We start from the raw sequence: 20,084 nt of genomic DNA, 5'->3' as shown, positions 1-20,084 counted from the left end.
CGTGTGAAATTCGCCCAATTAAACAAAAAACAACTACTCATACGCTGATTAATCATTCAATTTGGTATCACTTATCAATTCTCTTTATTTGCTATTGCCTGAGTCGTGAATGCGCACTATGGTGAAGGTAGAGAACGTTATGAATATATAGGTTAATTATGAAGTACAACGCTGAAAACATTGCTGATTTAAACCTCCTTCTTCAATTTGATGTTAGTAGCGCAGCTACTGGAATTAAAGTTCATCAAGAGGCAGCTCAAGAAACTCAAGACGCTGTTAAGCGCCTATTCGAAAAGAACCTTTGTACTCAGCCAGACGGCGGTTACCTAACAGATGAAGGTATACAGATGGCAGAGCGCGCAGACAAACTACTTCGCGTCCTAAACTAAAGCTCCATTGTTCTAGTAAAAACTCCACTCGCCTCGGCCGTGGAGTTTTTTCATTTTTGGGCAAAGGTTTGTTAGGCTTATACCAATCACAGTGAGTAACTGAGCAGAAATAGCGTAGGAAAAAAGCTCGTGAACAAGGAAGGATTTTTAGATACGTAGTTATTCTACAATTAAAAGTCCTAACGAAGTTATCGAGATTTTTAACAAGCTAAGGTGACCAGTTAGTTACAACGATTGGTATTATCATAAATCCATAACTTGCAGTTGTGAGGAACAAATGGCTTCTATATTTATTGTGGGTGCAGGCTGGGTCGGTGTGCCCTTATCTGAACATCTCGTCAAACATGGTAACCAAGTCGTGGTGACGAAGACTACCCAAACAGGCGCTGACGCTATTGGCAACGAACGCATTCCTTGTGAAGTGTTCAGTTTCGATGCAATACAACCTGAACGCGCTATTGGCCAACTCTACTCACTCCTGTTGGAAAACAACAGCGAGATAGTTATTGGTAGCTTTCCTCCCGGCTTTAGAAAAGGCGCTGGTGTAAAGTACACCGACAATTGGCAACAACTGATCAGCGCTTGCCAGAAGGCAAACGTGAAAAAGCTCATTATGGTCAGTTCCACGACGGTATACCCAAACAAGCCCGGAGTTCTTTACGAGCAAGACGCCTCACTCAGTCTTTCAACTTCAGAAGATGAACAAGCCTCTGCATTTTCGGACAATGCACGCGTGATGCTTCAGGCTGAACAATTGGTGATGGATTCCGGTATCGATTACACCGTTCTTCGCTTCAGTGGATTAATCGGCCCTAGTCGTCATCCATCTCGATTCGCAAGCAAGCTAAAGCAGGTCAGCTCTCAAGCACCAGCCAACATGCTTCACCTTGATGATGCGATTGGTGCGGTCGATTTCGCAATCAATCAACTGCACAATGAAATCGTAAATGTCACCACACCAAATACAGTGAGCAAGGCGGAGTTCTACGCTGCTGCACTAAAAAGTGCCAATAGCAGCGCGCCACTCCCTCCTATTGTCGACACCCCAGACAAACTGATCTCTTCTAAAAAGATCCTCGGTTTAGGTTACTCGTTTAAATTCGATTCCACATTGGACGCTCTTTATGACTAATCAATCCATAGCTAAGCCATCTGCAAAGAACTCAAGGACTAAGCTACATCGCTCGGTCGACATCCTTTGGAACTTCATGTCGATGGGTCACAAGGTTGCGCCTTCAGACTGTATATTTGTGTTGTGCAGTAACGACACTCGCGTTGCTGAATACGCAGGTGAGCTCTATCATCACCAAGGTGTGGCGCCTTATATTGTCTTTTCTGGCGGTGTGGGGCGCTTTACCGAAGGGAACTTTCAACGCTCAGAAGCCGAAACATTTGCGGCGATCGCGCGAGATGCTGGCGTGCCTGACTCTGACATTATCATTGAGAAACACGCAACCAATACTGGGGAGAATGTACGATTCACTCACAAATTGCTGACTGAGCGTAGGCTATCACCGAAACGATTGACCTTAGTACAGAAACCCTTTATGGAGAAACGGACTTACGCCACGTTTGCAAAGCAGTGGCCTGACGAAGTTATCGATATTCAAGTCACTTCACAATGGCAAGACTGGGTTGATTACTTTAATGAGGAGTTACCACTAGACATGGTTTTGGGTGCTTTAATTGCTGATTTCGAACGAATCAAGTCTTATCCTGATCAAGGATTTCAGATTGAAATGCCAATCCCTGATGACGTTGACCATGCCTACCAAACATTGAAGAAGCTGGGGTTCGAATAAAGCTTTAAGTAACGTAATACTCCTTTCAGAAAACAAAAACGGTGGCACTTAGCCACCGTTTCTTATTCTTAGTTATTACTTGAACTTGTTGATTTCGACTTTATTGCTTAAGAAAAATCAAGCAAAGAGCCGTTTATTTACCTAACGCTTCTTTGTAGTGCAAACGGCAAGCTGAAACATATTGGTCATTACCACCTATAGCCACTTGGTCACCTTCAGCAATCGCAACACCGTGTTCGTCAGTACGAATCACCATGTTTGCTTTACGACCACAATGACAAATCGTTTTCAGCTCAACTAACTTGTCGGCCCAAGATAACAGGTAACGGCTACCTTCAAACAGTTCACCCAAGAAGTCAGTGCGCAAACCGTAACAAAGTACAGGAATACGCAGCTTATCCACGACTTCTGTTAGCTGGTAAACCTGCTCTTTCGATAAGAACTGACACTCATCGATCAAAACACAATGACGCTTTTCTTCTTCATTGAGCTTTTGGATCGCATCAAACATATTGGTGTCGCTTTTAAACAATTGAGCTTCAGATTGAAGACCAATTCGTGAGCTCACTTTACCAATACCATAGCGGTCATCTAATGCTGCCGTAAAGATCACTGGCGTCATGCCGCGCTCTTGGTAGTTGAATGAAGATTGAAGAAGCGTTGTGGATTTACCCGCATTCATTGCCGAGTAATAAAAATACATCTGAGCCACAGAAATATTCCTGTTAATTAAAAGTTGAAGATAAAAGCAAAGGTGAAATTAAAGAATTTTTGCTAGAAAAAAAGGGCTGAAAATCAGCCCTTTTTATAAGATTTACTTACGACGCCAAGTCGTGCCTTCTGGGCCATCTTCCAGAACAATGCCCAACTCATTTAGCTTATCACGTGCAAGGTCGGCGTTAGCCCAATCCTTCGAAGCTCGAGAGTCATTACGTAGCTTAATAAGGCCTTCGATTTCTGCTACTTCGTCGTCATTGCCAGCAGCATCACCTTTAAGGAAAGCTTCTGGGTCTTGATGAAGAATACCTATGATGTCGGCAAGTTCACGCATCAATGCACCTAGAGCACTTGCTTTTTCAAGGCTTTCAGTCTTGATACGGTTGATTTCACGAGCCATTTCAAACAGCACTGAATAAGCTTCAGGTGTATTGAAATCATCGTTCATAGCCGTAGAGAAACGAGTTACATACTCTTGACCACCAGCCGGAGCTGCTGTTAGGTCTAGGCCACGAAGTGACGTGTATAAACGCTCTAGCGATGCACGAGCTTGATTTAGGTTATCTTCACTGTAGTTCAGTTGGCTACGGTAGTGACCAGACATTAAGAAGTAACGCACGGTTTCTGCATCGTAATGCTGAAGCACGTCACGGATAGTGAAGAAGTTACCCAGTGACTTAGACATCTTTTCTCTGTCTACCATCACCATACCGCTGTGCATCCAAGTGTTTACATAGTCAGTACCATGTGCACAGCAAGATTGCGCGATTTCGTTCTCGTGGTGCGGGAACTGTAGATCTGAACCACCACCGTGGATATCGAAGTGGTTGCCAAGGATAGACGAGTTCATTGCTGAACATTCAATGTGCCAACCTGGACGACCTGGACCCCATGGCGATTCCCACGTAGGTTCACCTGGCTTAGACATCTTCCAAAGAACGAAATCTAACGGGCTACGTTTTGCAGAATCAACATCAACTCGAGCACCAGCTTGAAGCTGATCAAGGTCTTGCTTAGAAAGCTTACCGTATTCGTCGAATTTATTAACTTCAAACATCACGTCGCCGTTGCTTGCAACATAAGCAAAACCACGGTCAATCAGCTTTTGAACAAGCTCAATGATTTCAGTGATGAATTCTGTCGCTCGAGGCTCAACATCTGGACGCTTCATGTTCAATGCATCGAAGTCTGCGTGCATTTCACCGATAAGACGCTCAGTCAGAGAATCACAAGATTCGCCGTTTTCGTTAGCACGCTTGATGATTTTGTCATCGATATCCGTGATGTTACGAACGAAGTTCAGATCGTAACCAAGGTAACGAAGGTAGCGAGTTACTACGTCGAAAGAAACGAACGTACGGCCATGACCAATATGACAGAGATCGTATATGGTTACCCCACAGACATACATACCGACTTTGCCAGCTGTAATTGGTTTAAATTCCTCTTTCTGTCTTGTGAGCGTGTTATATATCTTCAGCATGATCTCTATCTATTTTATGGATTAATCAAAAATAAGCTCGCAGTATAACAAGTCATAGCTTAATAGGTAATCCCCAAAAGCAGGAATTATACCAATCACAGTAAGTAGATGGTCATAAATAGCGTAGAAAAAATGCTTGAGAACAAGGAAGAAATTTTCGATAAGTAGTTATTCTACATTCAAAATTTCTAACGACGTTATCAAGTGTTTTTACAAGCTAGGATGACCAGTTATTTACTACGATTGGTATTACCTCAAACAACAGAGTTAAGTTAATGATTTGGTGATTTGAAAGTCCGCCAACATGCGCTAGAATTCGAACTTCATATTAAAAAGACAGTAAGGTAACAATCATGATCATCCTTCACACAAATTTTGGTGACATCAAAGTTCAGCTTAACGAAGAAAAAGCACCAGAAACAAGCGCAAACTTCCTACAGTATTGCCGTGACGGTTTTTACGACAACACGCTATTCCATCGTGTTATCGATGGTTTCATGGTTCAAGGCGGCGGCATGACTTCTGGCCTTAAAGAAAAAACAACTCGCGCGACGATCAAGAACGAAGCAAACAACGGCCTTACGAACAAAGTGGGTACACTGGCAATGGCTCGTACTATGGAACCGCATTCAGCGAGCTCTCAGTTCTTCATCAACGTTAACGACAACTCTTTCCTAAACTTCCGTAGCGAAAGCCTAGACGGTTGGGGCTACTGTGTATTCGCAGAAGTTGTTGAAGGCATGGACATCGTAAACAAGATCAAAGGTGTTAGCACTGGTTCTATGGGTATGCACCAAGATGTACCTCTAGAAGAAGTGATCATCACTGGTACTACAATCGAAGCTTAATTACTCGCTTTCGGTTAAAGGCGTGTTGCCCTCGAACGAAATTTAACCGCGAAAGGTCAACACGCCCTAGTATTAATAATTGATGAGCCGATAAAATCAGGATATAGGGAGCGAATCGCTCCCTTTTTTTAGACCTATGAAAACATATTTTATATCAGATCTGCACCTTGCTCCGTCACGACCAGACATCACCGACTGCTTCCTTACTTTCATGAAGAACGAGGCGGTAGAAGCAGATGCGCTCTACGTATTAGGTGACCTTTTCGAATTCTGGATTGGTGACGACGATACAAGCGAGTTCGCGAATTCAATTCGCCAAACGTTTATAGACTTAGTTAACACTGGCGTACCTTGTTATTTCACACAAGGTAACCGCGACTTTTTAGTTGGAAAAAAATTTGCGAAACAAACAGGCGTACAACTTCTAGATGAATTGTCAACTATCGATATCTACGGACAAAAAGCGGTCGTATTGCATGGTGATACCCTGTGTACCGAAGATGTAAAATATCTCGCCTTCCGCGAAAAAGTGCATCAACCATGGCTGCAATGGGTCTTCAACAGAATTCCATTTTTCATCAAGAAGAAAATTGTCTCGAAGGTTCAATCTGATATCAAAGATGACAAGCAGACGAAATCTCTCGACATCATGGATGTGACACAACAAGAAGTCGAAGATGTGATGGAGCGAAACAACGTCGACCTGATGATCCACGGCCATACTCATCGTCCTGACATCCACACCTTTAATACCAACAATCGCACTAAAACACGTATCGTATTGGGTGATTGGTATACTCAAGGTTCAGTGCTGGTGTTCACTCCGCAAAGTTTTGACCTACAGAATCGAGAGTTTAGCAATAGCTTTTAACATCCGTCTTAAACTTTCACTTTGATTATTATTATCGGTCAGAGTTTCTTAGATTGTGTGTGGTAATTTCCACTGAATTAGCTATTATCTCTCTATCAGAAATAAACCGAACACAGTACCAAGTTGAAATATTCATACGTAGCGCGTCAACCAATACTCGACACAGGCAAGAAAACCATAGGTTACGAGTTGCTATTCAGGGATGGTCCTAAGAACACTTTCCCTGAAGTAGAGTCGGAGCTCGCTACTAGTCGTTTGCTTTCCGATCACTTTTTATCAACTCACTATAATACGTTGGGTAATAAGCTGGGGTTCGTGAACTTTCCTTATGCAAGCCTAATTAACTTGGTCCCTACCCTGTTTCCAAAAGAAAGCCTCGTTGTTGAGGTTCTTGAAGACTGTGAACCAACCGACGAATTACTTGAAGCAATCAAAACCATCTACGACGCGGGTTATACCATCGCATTGGATGACTTTGTACCGAGCAAAGCGTGGAAGCGCTTCTTACCGTACGTTTCAATAATTAAGTTTGATATCCGTTTGATCTCAATCGCGAAAGCTTCAATGTTCATGAACTCTCTCAAAGGGTTGGACATTAAGTTCCTCGCTGAAAAAGTCGAGACTTACGATGAATATCAAGAAGCAAACCAAGCAGGCTTCACTTACTTCCAAGGCTATTTCTTTAGTAAACCGGAAATGATTCAAACTCGCGCTCTCAACCCTGCGTTTTTGACGATTGTTCAGCTATTGAAAGAGATCGCTAACGATCCTATCGACTTCGGTGAAGTAGAACGTCTGATTACATTAGACGTAACGATGTCTTACAAGTTACTTGCCTATGTGAACTCCGCAGGCGGATCAGCAACAACCATCCGCTCATTTCGCCAAGCGCTTATCTTCCTTGGCGAACAAAAGCTACGCAAGTTCGTTTCACTTGTGGCGATTGCATCCGCAAAAGAAGACAAGCCTGATTCACTCTATGGTTTAGCGATATTACGTGCACGTGAGTGTGAACTGTTAGTCGAGAAGATGAATGTGAAAGTTGAACCCGGACAAGCCTTTTTGACCGGTATGTTCTCCCTGCTCGATTCATTGTTTGATCAACCGTTGAAACAAGTACTTGACTCAGTACCGATTGAGGAAGAGATAAAACAAGCTCTAATACAACGTAAAGGCGTATTAGGTGCGATCTTGGCGATGGTTATCGCTTATGAACAAGCTCGATGGGATGAAGCAACACGCATTCGTAAACTGCTCAAATTAAGCGAAGTAGAACTCGGACAAGCTTATGACGAAGCAACGACTTGGGCTCAAGAGCTCTTGTCCCCGGCATTGAAATAGTTCATTTCACACAACTGCCCCAATAGAAACTAAGCTTTGGCGAGCGATCATTTCTTGTTAAACTCCACTCATTCATTTATGGCCTCTTAATAGAGGCCATTTTTACAGGATTTGACTATGTCTTCATGCCCATGCGGTAGCAAAAATACTTACCAACAATGCTGCGAATTAGCGCACCTTAACCACAGTGCCGTTGAAACGCCCGAGCAATTGATGCGCTCACGTTATTCTGCACATGTACTTGGTTTGGTTGATTATGTGGTTGCTACTTATCATCCTAGCTGTAATGCAGAATCACAGAGAGAAGGTATTGCAGAATCTATCGATAATGATTGGGCGGGTCTAGAAGTCATTGATACAGCAACAGGTTCACACGAGAACGAAGGCTTTGTTGAGTTTAAAGCTTACATCAATGAAGAAGGTGCACAATACTGCATGCAAGAGCGCTCGCGTTTCGTTCGTGAAGATGGTCTTTGGTTTTATATCGATGGCACCTTCCCCGCTCAAGAAGACGAGCAAGAAGAAGCTACACAACCAGAAATTGATCCTCGCTTAAATCAAACCGTTGAGAGCTTTAAGATCGGCCGCAATGACCCATGTATTTGTGGCAGTGGTAAGAAATATAAAAAGTGCTGTGGGTAGCTCGTACATCTAGGGAATCAGATTAAGAATGTCGCTTAGGCTTCTCGGAATGACGAGGCCTAAAGGTGAAGAGATGTACTCAAGAATTGAACACTAAAAAAGCCCCGTAAACATGTTTGTTTACGGGGCTTTTTTTGTCTTTTGCGTCGTTTTATTAATCTAAAGAGGGCTTACTTATGGCGCTCTTTTAATTTGTTCACGACGTCGTTCATCGATAGGCCTTGGTCTTGTAGTAGAACCATTAGGTGGTAAATCAAATCTGCTGATTCACACACTAGCTCCGCCTTATCGCCCGACGTCGCCGCAAGCGCGACTTCAACGCCTTCTTCGCCCACTTTTTGCGAAATACGCTTCGTGCCACGGGCATACAGACTGGCAGTATAAGAAGATTCAGGATCGGCATCCTTACGGGCAGCCAATAGCTGCTCAAGCTGATGAAGCCACACCATCTGAGACTCTTGTTGTTTATCTCCATCCCAGCACGTTGTAGTACCAGTGTGGCATGTTGGGCCAATGGGATTAACCTTGACCAGCAAGGTGTCATTATCACAATCCAAGGCAATGTTTTGCAGTTGCAATACATTGCCCGACGTTTCACCTTTCGTCCAAAGACGCTCTTTTGTGCGAGAGAAAAACGTAACTTGGCCAGTCTCGCCTGTTTTCTCGAGTGCTGCTGGGTTCATGTATCCCATCATCAACACTTGGCTCGATTGGTAATCTTGAACAATAGCAGGCACTAAGCCACCCACTTTTTCCCAATTGATACGCTCTGATAATGCGCCTATTTCTGTTTTTGATAAGCTTACGGGTTCAAAACTCATAGTCGCACCTCTACATCTTGTTGTTTTAAATACTGTTTAAGTTCACCAATATTGATGACTTGTTTGTGGAATACCGAAGCCGCAAGTGCTCCGTCCACGTTGGTCTTTTTATAAGCTTCAGCAAAGTGCTCCATCGCGCCAGCGCCACCAGAGGCAATCAATGGCACGTTACAGACTTCACGTACCATATTTAGCTGATCGATATCATAGCCGTTACGCACGCCATCTTGGTTCATCATATTTAACACAATCTCACCAGCGCCACGCTTTTGTACTTCCTGCACCCAGTCTTTGGTTTCCCATTTAGTTGCTTTAGTACGCGCTTCATCGCCAGTGAATTGGTAAACCTGATATTTACCCGTCTCTTTATCGAAGTATGAATCGATGCCAACCACAATGCACTGCACGCCGAACTTATCTGCAAGGTCAGTGATCAGTTGTGGGTTAGCCAATGCAGGTGAGTTGATGGATACTTTATCCGCACCAAACTCAAGAATGCGTGCGGCATCTTCTGCTGATTTAATACCACCAGCAACACAGAAAGGAATATCAATCACTTCTGCTACGCGTCTCACCCAGCTCTTATCGACTACACGACCATCGCTTGAGGCCGTGATATCGTAAAATACTAATTCATCAGCGCCCTCTTCCGCATAGCGTTGTGCTAGCGGAACGATGTCGCCAATAATTTCGTGGTTACGGAACTGAACGCCCTTAACCACCTGTCCATCACGGACATCCAAACAAGGGATTACTCGCTTTACCAACATGCAAATGCCTCCTCTGCTGTGAATTTTCCATCAAGCAGTGCGCGACCAACAATCACGCCAGAAACGCCGCTACCTTTAAGCGCTTCGATATCAGCTAAGCTACCAATGCCGCCAGATGATTGGAATTGTACTTGCGGATACTGTTTACAAAGATCAACATAGAGCTCTACGTTTGATCCTTCTAACGTGCCATCACGTGAAATATCAGTACACAGAACGTGTTTCAGGCCAACCGTTAGGTAGTCTTCAATCAGAGCTTCAATCGTCACACCTGAATCTTCTTGCCAACCTGAAATCGCGACTTTACGTGTACCGTTTTCGTCAATATTGATGTCCAGAGCCAGTACGATTTTTTCAGCGCCGTACTTTTCCATCCAACCTTTAACAAGCTCAGGTTGTTTCACCGCTGTTGAACCAACAACAACGCGCTGCGCGCCTGCTTCAAGTAGGTCAACTACGTCTTGCTCATTACGAACACCGCCACCAATTTGGATATTGGCAGGCGTACTAGCAAGTAGCTTAGCGATGAGATCAAGTTGACGAGCGGTTGTGTCTTTCGCACCCGTTAAGTCAACGAGGTGAAGCCAACCTGCGCCAGCTTGGTGATACAAATTGAACTGCTCTGCTGGATCGACTTTGTATTCTGTTACTTGCCCGTAATCCCCTTGGAATAAGCGAACTACTTGGCCTTCAATTAAATCTAATGCGGGAATAATCATTTACATTCCTTATCTGGCAACGTTAGCGGCTGCCTAATCCTTATTACAATTCCAAGAAGTTCTGAATCAGCTTAGAGCCAGCTTTTGACGAACGCTCTGGGTGGAACTGAACACCATAATAGTTGCCACTTTGCACCGCCGCTGTGAACGGGTTGCCGTAATCACATTGTGCGATTGTGTAGTCACCCACTGGCATTGCGAAGCTGTGCACAAAGTAGAAGTACTCGCCTTCTTCAATCTCTTTGAATAGCGGGTGGTTAGGTGTCGCAGTAACAGTATTCCAACCCATATGTGGTAGCGGTAAATCGCCCGTTTCAAGTAAACGAACTTCACCATCACACAAGCCTAAACATTCAACCAACGCATCAGCCTTTTGACCTTTCTCTTGAGACAGTTTGCCTAACAGCTGCATACCTAAACAAATACCCAGCAGAGGCTTCTCTACTTGTTGTACAAGAGAAACAAGGTCACGCTCTTGCAAGTTCTTCATTGCCTCACTCGCCGTGCCTACACCGGGTAGAAATAGCTTGTCGGCGGCAAGAACCACTTCTGGCTCTTTTGAAATTTCAACCTCATAGCCCAAACGTTCAATGGCAAATTTCACCGAAGAAACGTTGGCACAACCAGTATCAATAATGACGACTTTTTGATCTTTCATTGTTTTTTCCTTGCTAACGCTAGCCTTACAGGACGCCTTTGCTGCTTGGTAACTCGTTACCTTCAACTTTGATTGCTTGGCGAAGAGTACGACCAAACGCTTTAAACAGGCTCTCAATGATGTGGTGATCATTATTACCAGCAGAAGAAAGGTGTAACGTACAAGCCAGTGTGTCGGTTAGAGAACGGAAGAAGTGAACCACCATCTCAGTCGAAAGATCACCCACCTGCTCACGGCTGAACTTAGCATCAAACTTCAAGTATGGACGACCAGAAAGGTCTAGCGCACACTGAGCTAAACACTCATCCATCGGCAGACTGAAACCAAAGCGGCCAATGCCACGTTTGTCGCCTAGCGCATCTTTCAGTGCTTGGCCTAGCGCAAGCGCCGTGTCTTCTACTGTGTGGTGATCATCAATGTGTAGATCGCCCTTCACAGTCAGGTTCAATTGGAAACCGCCGTGTGTCGCGATTTGATCAAGCATGTGATCGAAAAAACCCATGCCAGTATCGATCTTGTTACCACCGGTTTCATCAAGGTTTACGGCTACCTTAATGTCGGTTTCTTTGGTCGTACGAACCACTTCTGCTACACGAGCATTAACCGTTAGATCTTTAACGATTTGTGGCCAATTGAGTGTGCCTTCCGTTTGCGCATCTGGTCCATATTGGATACCACGAATTGCCATGTTCTCAGCAAGTTGAAGATCGGTCATTCGGTCGCCAATTACGACTGACTTTTGGAAGTCGACTTTACCGCCTTGAAGGTATTCTTTAACCATACCTAGCTTTGGTTTACGGCAAGAACAGTTGTCTTCATCAAAGTGAGGGCAGATTAGAACATCATCAAACTTAACGCCCTGAGATTCAAAGAACTCCATCATCATATTGTGTGGAGCATCGAACTCTTCTTGTGGGTAGCTATCAGTACCTAGACCATCTTGATTAGTGACCATCACTAAGCGGTAGCCAGCATCTTGTAGTGCAAGCAAGCTAGGAATCACTAACGGTTCGAATTTTAGTTTGTCTAAACGGTCTACTTGAAAGTCGACTGGCGGCTCAACAATTAAGGTGCCATCACGGTCTATAAAAAGTATTTTCTGTTGTTTACTCACTTGAACTTCCTTTTAATTTTAAATCTGGTGGCCTAGCTAAAATGTAACGCTAACCCAAAATATCGGTTTCATTTGCCAGCTGGTTATCAATCAACTCAAAACTGACAAATGTTATTACTGGTAAGCCGTTCGCTACTTATAAAAGTTGCGAATGAATCCAAGTGTCTTTTCGCACTCTTCGCGGTTACCAATACTAATACGAACACAGTCTTCAATTGGCGAATTACGCAAGATGATGCCAGTCTCCCAAGCCGCTTTGAATAACTCATCGCCGTTAGGAAATTTAACCAGTAGGTAATTACCCCAACCATCGAATACCGTCAATCGTGGCATACCCAATAAACCCGCTTGTAAATAGGCTCGGTTGGCACTCAAATCAAGAACCTGAAATTTCGCCCTTGCTAAGCCGTGTTCTGAAAGCGCTTGAACAGCAATATCAGCAACAGGAACTGGTACTGGATAAGGCGCTATCACTTTTAACAGTACATCAACCAGTTCTTGGTTTGCCAACGTAAAGCCACAGCGCAGCCCTGCTAGTGCAAAAGCTTTCGACAAGGTACGCAGAATCGCGAGGTTCGGATATTGAGCAAGCAAATCAACCGTTGATGCCTCAGGGCAGAAATCAATATACGCTTCGTCCATCACAACAATCGCTTTGTTTTGAGTCATCTCAAGCAGTTTAACGATGTCTTTACGGTTAACTAGGTTACCTGTTGGGTTGTTTGGGCTACAAACAAACACTACTTTTACGTTATCGAGTTGAGCTTCAATAGCAGGAAGATCCAGTTGCCATTCAGACGTCAAAGGCACGACCTTACGCTCAACACCAATCGTCTCTGCACTGATAGCGTACATACCGTAGGTCGGTGGGCAGTAAAGAATCGCATCTTCATTTGGCTCACAGAACGCGCGAATCAAAAGTTCGATACCTTCGTCAGCACCACGAGTAGTCAACGTTTGCTCTGGTGCAACACCTGCATACTGAGCGTAAGCATCGATCAGCTCTTTCGGCTGACACTCACTGTAGCGATTAAGTCGAGTTAGATTTAGGGTGTACTCGTTATCAAACGGAGATTCGTTGGCGTTCAACCATACATCTCCGCTACCACCGATGCGTCTTGCAGACAAGTAAGGTGTCAGAGCCTGAACTTGTTTTCTTGCTAACTTTTCCATGCCCTGCCCTTATTTCGCTTTATTTAACTTTTCAATTCGGATGGTCACCGCACGTTTGTGCGCGTCCAAACCTTCGGCTTCCGCCATTGTTACTACTGTTGGCGCTAGGCCTTTTAAGCCATCAGCCGTTAACTCTTGTACTGTCATACGCTTAGAGAAATCAGCCAAACCTAGGCTTGAATAGGTTTTGGTATAGCCGTAAGTCGGTAATACGTGGTTTGTACCGGAAGCATAATCACCCGCAGACTCTGGAGACCAGTCACCAAGGAAGATTGAACCTGCATTATCTAACAATGGCAGCAGTTCACGTGGGTTCTTGGTTTGAACAATCAAGTGTTCAGGACCGTAGAAATTCGAAATCGCAATTGCTTGAGTGATCGATTCTGCAATGATAATTAGGCTTGAAGCTAATGCTTGCTGAGCGATCGTAGCGCGAGACAGTTCTTTCAGCTGCTTTTGCACCGCTTCGGTTACTTTGTCTGCCACAATTGGAGATGGTGTTACCAATACCACTTGTGAATCAGGACCGTGCTCGGCTTGGCTTAGTAGGTCTGCCGCAATGAAGTCCGCGTCTGCGGTTTCGTCAGCAATCACTAACACTTCAGACGGGCCGGCAGGCATATCAATCGCTGCACCGCGGAAGTCGTTACTTACCTGGCGTTTAGCTTCGGTCACATAAGCGTTACCTGGGCCAAAGATTTTATCGACCTTCGCAACACTCTCTGTACCGTAAGCCATAGCTGCAACCGCTTGACCACCGCCTACATTGTAAACCTCATCGATTTTACAAAGCTTAGCGACATACAAGATTTCATCAGCAATTGGCGGAGGCGAACAAAGCACAACCTTACGACAACCAGCAATCTGAGCAGGAACACCCAACATAAGAACCGTTGATGGAAGTGGTGCGCTGCCCCCAGGGATGTACAAACCCACCGTATTAATAGCGCGAGTCACTTGCTCACAAATCACACCAGGTTGAGTTTCAACCTTAATCGGTTGAGGTTTTTGAGCTTCGTGGAACTTAGCGATATTACGATAAGCTTGCTCAAGCGCTTGCTTCATCTCTGGTGTCAAACGCGCGCAGGCTTCTTCGATCTCTTCAGAAAGTTACTCGAATCGATTCAGGTGTTACACCATCAAATTTTTCGGTCAGTTCTTTGAGCGCTGCATCGCCTTCATTTCTTACTTTTGCAATTACACCAGACACGGTCGCTGTGATATTCGCACCTTCAGCAATCGCTGGGCGCTCTAAAACTGAGTCTTGCTGTGATTCACTTAATGATTGCCAAACAACGGTTCTCATAGCAGTTACCCCATCATTTTTTCGATTGGTAGTACTAGGATTGAGCTTGCACCCAACTCTTTCAATTGTTCCATGGTTTCCCAGAACAAGTTCTCTGTACTTACTAAGTGAACGGCAACTTTGTCTTTGTCTGTTGATAGAGGAAGAACCGTTGGGTCTTCAGCACCAGGCAGTAGTGCTTTAATTTGCTCTAGCTGAGAAGTTGGAGCGTGAAGCATGATGTACTTCGACTCTTTTGCTTGTTGAACACCCTGCATACGAGTCAATAGTTTTTCAATCAATGCATTTTTGTCTGCGTCGAAATCACCAACACGTTGAATCAGTGTTGCTTTAGATTGGAAGATAGCTTCTGCTTCTTTTAGGCCGTTCGCTTCTAGCGTCGCACCTGTAGAAACTAAATCGGCGATAGCGTCTGCTAAGCCTGCGCGAGGAGCCACTTCAACCGAGCCTGTTAACATACAAGTGCTGAATTCAACACCCTGCCCGTCCATGTAGGCTTTTAATAGTTGTGGGTAAGTGGTCGCAATACGTTTGCCCGCTAGATCTTGTGGGCCGTTGTATTCTTCGTCTTTGTTGATAGCGATAGACAGGCGGCAACCACCGAAGTCTAAGCGACGCAGTGTGCGAAACTCTGAAGGCTCTTTAAGAGCAACACGGTCTAGGCGAACTTCTTCCAGTTCATTTTCACCGATGAAACCAAGGTCAACGACACCATCCATGATAAGACCTGGGATGTCATCGTCACGAACTAGTAACAAGTCGATTGGCATATTTAGTGAATGAACAACTAAACGCTCACCCATAATGTTAAATTTAACACCACATTTTTTAAGTAGATCTTGGCACTCTTTACTTAAGCGACCTTTCTTTTGAATTGCGATTCTTAGGCGTTGTGTCTGCATTGCTGTATCCCTGTGCAAATATTTGAATTTATTGATTATTTAAAAGCGTTAAAACTAAAAAACCCCCGGAAGACTTTGTCGTCCCGAGGGTTTAAATCTAAATTCTTTGACTTAACCTCCGGGAGAATTCTTGCTCCCGGTATACGTAAATCTCCCCGAAAGACTAGATAGGGTGATGATGGTGATGAATGTTCATTACTAGTTTACGCATACTTATAAGCTCTTAGGTTGTTTGCTGTCTTCTCTCCACACTAACTAAGGTCACATCCTTTTTCAACCATTTATTCGAACTTTTTTCACGAAATTTAAAATTAAATTAACAGGCACAAAAAAGGGAGGCTAATGCCTCCCTGATACTTTACTGATTAGCTTTCACTTTTAGCTTTTGCACGTTGCCATTTTGCAACGAGAGAAGTAAGCCAATGCAAAACATACTGCAACAAACGTTAGAGACGCCGCACCAAATGCGATGCCAATTGAAGACGTCATACCTAGCGTGATGAAACCAATGCACGATACGAACGCTACAGACAACGCGTATGGAAGCTGAGTTGATACGTGGTCAATGTGGTTACAACGAGCACCAGTAGAAGACAGAATCGTGGTGTCAGAAATTGGAGAACAGTGGTCACCAAATACTGAACCAGCCAGAACCGCACTTAGCATAGGTAGAATAAGCGCGATGTCAGAAGCTGCAGCCATGTCACCTGCGATAGGAAGCATAATGCCGAACGTACCCCAAGATGTACCTGTCGAGAATGCCATTAGGCCAGCAAGAAGGAACAAGATAACTGGAAGCCAGTGGTAATCAATGTTACCAGTCGCTAGAGATGATAGGTACGAACCTGTCCCCATATCACCGATAACAGAACCGATTGTCCATGCAAACACAAGGATAAGGATAGCGCCAAACATTGAGCTTGCACCGATCCACATTGTTCTTGCGATATCAGCCATTGGTAGCTTTTGCTTGAATACTGTCGCTAGCGCAACAAGCAGACCTAGAATGCCACCGTAAACAAGAGACTTGCCTACATCTGTATTTTCGAAAGCACCAAGCAGGTTGAATGCTTGACCGTCAACAGCCAGAGCTTGGCCACCCGTGTAAAGCATTGCAACAACTGTTGCTACGATTAGCGATACGATCGGCATAACAAGATCAGAGACAGAACCGTTTTCGCTCTCTTCAATGTCTAGCTCTTCATTCAGGTCATGAGCTTGCTTTTGATCGTTGTCACCATCAAAGCCACGGCCTTGTGATGCTTCAATCTCATGCTCACGCATTTTACCAACGTCTAGACCAAACCACGCTACCGCAAATACCATAAGTAGTGCAAATACAGCGTAAAAGTTCATTGGGATAAGACGAACGTAAGCACCCAATGCAGAATACTCTGTCACACCGTGTGTTACTAAGATGCCACCAATGATAGTAATGATGTAAGCACCCCAGCTAGAAGCTGGCATGATCACACACATAGGAGCAGCAGTAGAATCTAGGATATAAGCAAGCTTAGCGCGAGATACATAGAAGCGGTCTGTTACAGGGCGAGAGATAGCACCTACCGCTAAGCTGTTGAAGTAATCATCAACAAAGATGAATACGCCTAAGAAGGCAGCAAGTAGTTTTGAACCACGTTTGCTCTTCACACGAGACTGTGCCCATTCAGCGAATGCGCGAGTACCGCCAGAAAGTGTTAATAGAGCGGTCATCATTCCAAGGATAAGTAGGAATGCGATAATGCTCATGTTCCAAGTGTTGATACCACCATCTTCGATGAAAACACCAGATGCTTTAGTAAACACGTAGCTAGCTGCGTTACCTACTGAATAATCAGCAAGTAGAATCGCACCCATGACGATGCCGACACCCAAAGAAACCAATACACGACGGGTAACAATAGCAAGACTCAATGCTACCAAAGGAGGAAGCAGCGATAAAGGCGATGTTGCAAAATCTATTAAATTCATGATCTTCAAAAACCAGTTTTTTATTTGGCTAGAGATCTACTGCAGACAAACTTGATACGTCTTATCAAGCTCATGTTGAACTAAGCGAAAGGGAAGTGAACACTTCACCCAACCCTACAGTAGCGCTCCATAGTTTAAAATTAAGACTATGGCAGTGTTGTACCTATTGAGCACAACCCCAGCAAATTGCTTAGATATACAATTTACTTCGGCAATTAGACCTTTCATTCCCGTTCATTGGCATCACCCCAACGAAAACTACTTTTTATAATTGCACCTCTACGTGCGATAATATTATTAACCGTGTAAACAAGAGTTTATCAACAAATTAACCAAAGTATCGCATCAGGTAGCCGCAATTGTACTCATCAAGAGCAACAATGCAACATATCATTCCGAGAAAAATAGCTTTTTGTTAATGAACTAATCAATACAAAAATAGTCCACAGAAAGCAATTACTCTACCAGTCACATATCGATTTTTAAGAGATTCTTAATAATTATTATAAATTCATCAAAAGTGAGCCGTTTCTTTTTCAACTATTCATCTCACTTTTATATTTAAATAACCAATACGAGAAATACTATTTGTTTTATTCCTAGGCTCTGTTTATTATTAGGAGGATTATTTAGTTTACCTTGATGGAAAATATCATGTCTGAATTAACAAAAACTTTATTGAATATCCGTAGCCTTCGCGCATTCTCACGTGAATTAACTCTTGAGCAACTTGAAGAAGCGCTAGACAAGCTAACTATTGTTGTACAAGAGCGTCAAGAGTCTGAAGCAGAAGAACAAGCTGCTAAAGCTGAGCAAGAAGCTAAGCTTTCTGCTATTGCTGAACAAATTGCAAAAGACGGCATCGATGTTGCTGATCTTATTGCTGCGCTTTCTGGTGAAGCAAAAACAAAAACAGCAAAAGCTAAACGTGCTCCTCGTCCAGCTAAATACAAATATGTAGATGGCAATGGCGATGAGAAAACTTGGACAGGTCAAGGTCGTACGCCTTCAGCTATCCAAGAACAACTAGATGCTGGTAAATCTCTAGAAGAATTTGCTATCTAAACATTTAGTTTACTTAGTGAGTAATCAATTACACGCTAAGCAATAGAATTAATATTAAAGTCGACTAAAGTATTATTTACGGCTTCAATATGTTCAGAAAAAAAAAGGCTCCTTTCGGAGCCTTTTTTATATTTCACTATTAGAAATATAAATGAAAACGATAAAAATATCTTATCTTTCCCAGTATGCTTCTTCTAGGCTGTCTTCTCTTTCAGGAAGGCCGCGAGACAAACGTGGAGAGTGCTGAACCAACACTTCATAACTTGCACGGTTTGAGTATTTACAAACTTGAGAGAAAGATGAATACGTTAAGAATGCATGTTGATGCTTGCTAGAGTTCGGCACATTTTCTTTATGATATTTATTTGCTGCCATATCATGTAATAAAGCCGACAACGCCGCATCCCCTGCACCATTGGTATTTTTGATCTTTTCTGGACCGCCCATGTAAGGTGCGATATGCGAGTAGATTTTCGTTGGGTTGTCACATAACTCTTTATGGGCAGGACGGCTAAATTCATAACGGTTAAATTCAGCAATCGAGCCTGGTAACAACGGCAATGACGTTTCACGCTTCACAGCGTCTTCAGTGTAACCCGCCATAAACAAGCCAACAGGGCCTGCTGTACACAGAACTAAGTCTACCCACTCTAATGCTTTGTCTGAAGCAGCAAGAGGGTCGCTTTCACCTGTTAAGGCTTCTGCTTCGTCTTCATTCATTGCAACAACGGTTACGTGCTGTTGAAGGAAATCTTTCCAAAACTCTGGATCATCTTGAATCACGAATTTAGTACCAAGTGTTAAAACAACAGGCACATCGTATTTCTTCGCATATTCAATCGCTTTCATTGTTGCTTCAGGCATAGGGTCACCTGGTTTACAACGAACTAAATACGCCGTTAATACTAAAGCAGAAGCATTTTGGAAAATTATCTCAGGGATGCTTTCTGGTTTTAATTGGTTCATTTGTCCTTCGCTAATTGCGAAAGTACGTTCACCATCTTCTGTAATTAATGCAAAGCAGCGACCGATTGCGCCATCTACCCCTTGTAAATGGTTCAGATCCATTCTGCTTGATGTATTACATAAATAGCAGTAACCGTAGCTACCAATTTTAATATCTTGGCTCATTACACCTAACAGTGTTGAACGGTCATCCGCCAATACTGAGTAATTGTGTAATGTGTTACCGATCGTGCCACCAGCGTATTCATTGGTGATCAGGCACTGTTCTTTTAATTCTTGATATAAGGATTCAGCAGCTTCATCACCGATAACCAGTGAGTGTCCCTTACTTAGGCCGTATTTTTCGATTAGCTCAGAACTCACTTTCGCTTCAATATCCACCAAAGTTTGGTCAATACCGATAATATGAGTACGTGACATTCTTTTGCTAGTTTGAGCTTGGCTTACTAAAGGGTCACGAGCGTGAACCGGAAAATAGTGCTTTGATTTACGTTGTCCAGGGAATTTCATAAGGCAGTCTAAGTCA

19 protein-coding genes, 1 pseudogene, 1 riboswitch and 1 other annotated feature are annotated in these 20,084 nt (G+C 43.6%); of the genes and pseudogenes, 8 read left to right on the top strand and 12 right to left on the bottom strand.

The window, feature by feature from the left end:
• The first annotated feature begins 158 nt into the window (after positions 1–158).
• From ACMAZD_RS06625 to ACMAZD_RS06615, 3 genes are all read left to right on the top strand, one after another.
• Entirely contained in the window at positions 159–389 is a 231-nt protein-coding gene (locus ACMAZD_RS06625; RefSeq protein ID WP_004734587.1) for a TIGR02647 family protein, read from the top strand.
• A gap of 277 nt (positions 390–666) precedes the next feature.
• Positions 667–1,521, top strand: coding sequence for an NAD(P)H-binding protein (locus ACMAZD_RS06620; protein WP_435249002.1), 855 nt, complete (start codon positions 667–669; stop codon positions 1,519–1,521).
• Positions 1,514–2,191, top strand: a complete 678-nt coding sequence (locus ACMAZD_RS06615; RefSeq protein ID WP_435249001.1) for a YdcF family protein — start codon at positions 1,514–1,516, stop codon at positions 2,189–2,191. The genes ACMAZD_RS06620 and ACMAZD_RS06615 overlap by 8 nt, the downstream gene beginning before the upstream one ends.
• 133 nt (positions 2,192–2,324) lie before the next feature.
• Here ACMAZD_RS06615 and ACMAZD_RS06610 read toward each other — a convergent pair whose 3' ends face one another.
• Both ACMAZD_RS06610 and cysS read right to left on the bottom strand, forming a co-directional pair.
• Positions 2,325–2,903, bottom strand: coding sequence for a thymidine kinase (locus ACMAZD_RS06610; RefSeq protein ID WP_435249000.1), 579 nt, complete (start codon positions 2,901–2,903; stop codon positions 2,325–2,327).
• A gap of 102 nt (positions 2,904–3,005) precedes the next feature.
• Positions 3,006–4,391 (bottom strand): cysteine--tRNA ligase, encoded by a 1,386-nt coding sequence (gene cysS, locus ACMAZD_RS06605; protein WP_435248999.1) that lies wholly within the window; start codon positions 4,389–4,391, stop codon positions 3,006–3,008.
• Between the two features lie 353 nt (positions 4,392–4,744).
• Here cysS and ACMAZD_RS06600 point away from each other — a divergent pair, with 353 nt between their 5' ends.
• The 4 genes from ACMAZD_RS06600 to ACMAZD_RS06585 all read left to right on the top strand — a co-directional run bounded on the left by ACMAZD_RS06600 (position 4,745) and on the right by ACMAZD_RS06585 (position 8,093).
• Entirely contained in the window at positions 4,745–5,239 is a 495-nt protein-coding gene (locus ACMAZD_RS06600; protein ID WP_435248998.1) for a peptidylprolyl isomerase, read from the top strand.
• Between the two features lie 136 nt (positions 5,240–5,375).
• The gene (gene lpxH, locus ACMAZD_RS06595; RefSeq protein WP_435248997.1) at positions 5,376–6,110 is read left to right on the top strand and encodes a UDP-2,3-diacylglucosamine diphosphatase; all 735 of its coding nucleotides are present in this window, start codon (positions 5,376–5,378) and stop codon (positions 6,108–6,110) included.
• Positions 6,111–6,233: 123 nt separating this feature from the next.
• A complete protein-coding gene (locus ACMAZD_RS06590; protein WP_435248996.1) occupies positions 6,234–7,451 on the top strand; it encodes an EAL and HDOD domain-containing protein in 1,218 nt (405 codons plus the stop codon).
• A 117-nt stretch (positions 7,452–7,568) separates the two neighbouring features.
• Entirely contained in the window at positions 7,569–8,093 is a 525-nt protein-coding gene (locus ACMAZD_RS06585) for a YchJ family protein (RefSeq protein WP_435248995.1), read from the top strand.
• 170 nt (positions 8,094–8,263) lie between these two features.
• Here the strand turns inward: ACMAZD_RS06585 and hisIE are convergent, their stop codons facing one another.
• The 9 genes and pseudogenes from hisIE to ACMAZD_RS06540 all read right to left on the bottom strand — a co-directional run bounded on the left by hisIE (position 8,264) and on the right by ACMAZD_RS06540 (position 17,527).
• Positions 8,264–8,914: a bifunctional phosphoribosyl-AMP cyclohydrolase/phosphoribosyl-ATP diphosphatase HisIE gene (hisIE, locus tag ACMAZD_RS06580; RefSeq protein ID WP_435248994.1), complete on the bottom strand. Its 651-nt coding sequence runs from the start codon at positions 8,912–8,914 to the stop codon at positions 8,264–8,266.
• Entirely contained in the window at positions 8,911–9,684 is a 774-nt protein-coding gene (gene hisF / locus ACMAZD_RS06575) for an imidazole glycerol phosphate synthase subunit HisF (RefSeq protein ID WP_435248993.1), read from the bottom strand. The genes hisIE and hisF overlap by 4 nt, the downstream gene beginning before the upstream one ends.
• Positions 9,675–10,403: a 1-(5-phosphoribosyl)-5-[(5-phosphoribosylamino)methylideneamino]imidazole-4-carboxamide isomerase gene (gene hisA, locus ACMAZD_RS06570; RefSeq protein WP_435248992.1), complete on the bottom strand. Its 729-nt coding sequence runs from the start codon at positions 10,401–10,403 to the stop codon at positions 9,675–9,677. Before hisA ends, hisF begins: the two co-directional genes overlap by 10 nt.
• A gap of 43 nt (positions 10,404–10,446) precedes the next feature.
• A complete protein-coding gene (gene hisH, locus ACMAZD_RS06565; protein WP_435248991.1) occupies positions 10,447–11,061 on the bottom strand; it encodes an imidazole glycerol phosphate synthase subunit HisH in 615 nt (204 codons plus the stop codon).
• 25 nt (positions 11,062–11,086) lie between these two features.
• Positions 11,087–12,175, bottom strand: a complete 1,089-nt coding sequence (gene hisB / locus ACMAZD_RS06560; protein WP_435248990.1) for a bifunctional histidinol-phosphatase/imidazoleglycerol-phosphate dehydratase HisB — start codon at positions 12,173–12,175, stop codon at positions 11,087–11,089.
• 132 nt (positions 12,176–12,307) lie between these two features.
• Complete coding sequence (gene hisC, locus ACMAZD_RS06555; protein WP_435248989.1) at positions 12,308–13,348, bottom strand: histidinol-phosphate transaminase; 1,041 nt, start codon at positions 13,346–13,348, stop codon at positions 12,308–12,310.
• A 9-nt stretch (positions 13,349–13,357) separates the two neighbouring features.
• Positions 13,358–14,654, bottom strand: a pseudogene (gene hisD, locus ACMAZD_RS06550) (histidinol dehydrogenase).
• 5 nt (positions 14,655–14,659) lie between these two features.
• The gene (gene hisG / locus ACMAZD_RS06545; RefSeq protein WP_435248988.1) at positions 14,660–15,556 is read right to left on the bottom strand and encodes an ATP phosphoribosyltransferase; all 897 of its coding nucleotides are present in this window, start codon (positions 15,554–15,556) and stop codon (positions 14,660–14,662) included.
• Positions 15,557–15,609: 53 nt separating this feature from the next.
• Positions 15,610–15,744: a sequence feature (His leader region), on the bottom strand.
• Between the two features lie 190 nt (positions 15,745–15,934).
• Positions 15,935–17,527, bottom strand: a complete 1,593-nt coding sequence (locus tag ACMAZD_RS06540) for a Na+/H+ antiporter NhaC family protein (protein ID WP_435248987.1) — start codon at positions 17,525–17,527, stop codon at positions 15,935–15,937.
• Between the two features lie 112 nt (positions 17,528–17,639).
• A riboswitch (Lysine riboswitch) is annotated at positions 17,640–17,817 on the bottom strand.
• A gap of 364 nt (positions 17,818–18,181) precedes the next feature.
• Between ACMAZD_RS06540 and ACMAZD_RS06535 the strand changes: the two genes are divergently transcribed.
• Positions 18,182–18,592, top strand: a complete 411-nt coding sequence (locus tag ACMAZD_RS06535) for an H-NS family histone-like protein (RefSeq protein ID WP_017109924.1) — start codon at positions 18,182–18,184, stop codon at positions 18,590–18,592.
• A gap of 171 nt (positions 18,593–18,763) precedes the next feature.
• On the opposite strand, the gene ACMAZD_RS06530 is transcribed toward ACMAZD_RS06535, so the two are convergent.
• The gene (locus ACMAZD_RS06530) at positions 18,764–20,068 is read right to left on the bottom strand and encodes an inosine/guanosine kinase (protein WP_435248986.1); all 1,305 of its coding nucleotides are present in this window, start codon (positions 20,066–20,068) and stop codon (positions 18,764–18,766) included.
• Between the last annotated feature and the right edge of the window lie 16 nt (positions 20,069–20,084).

The organism is Vibrio sp. nBUS_14 (assembly GCF_051201655.1).
GTDB lineage: Bacteria > Pseudomonadota > Gammaproteobacteria > Enterobacterales > Vibrionaceae > Vibrio.
Note: the sequence above shows the minus strand (reverse complement) of the source record. Positions and strands in the feature narration are given on the sequence as shown.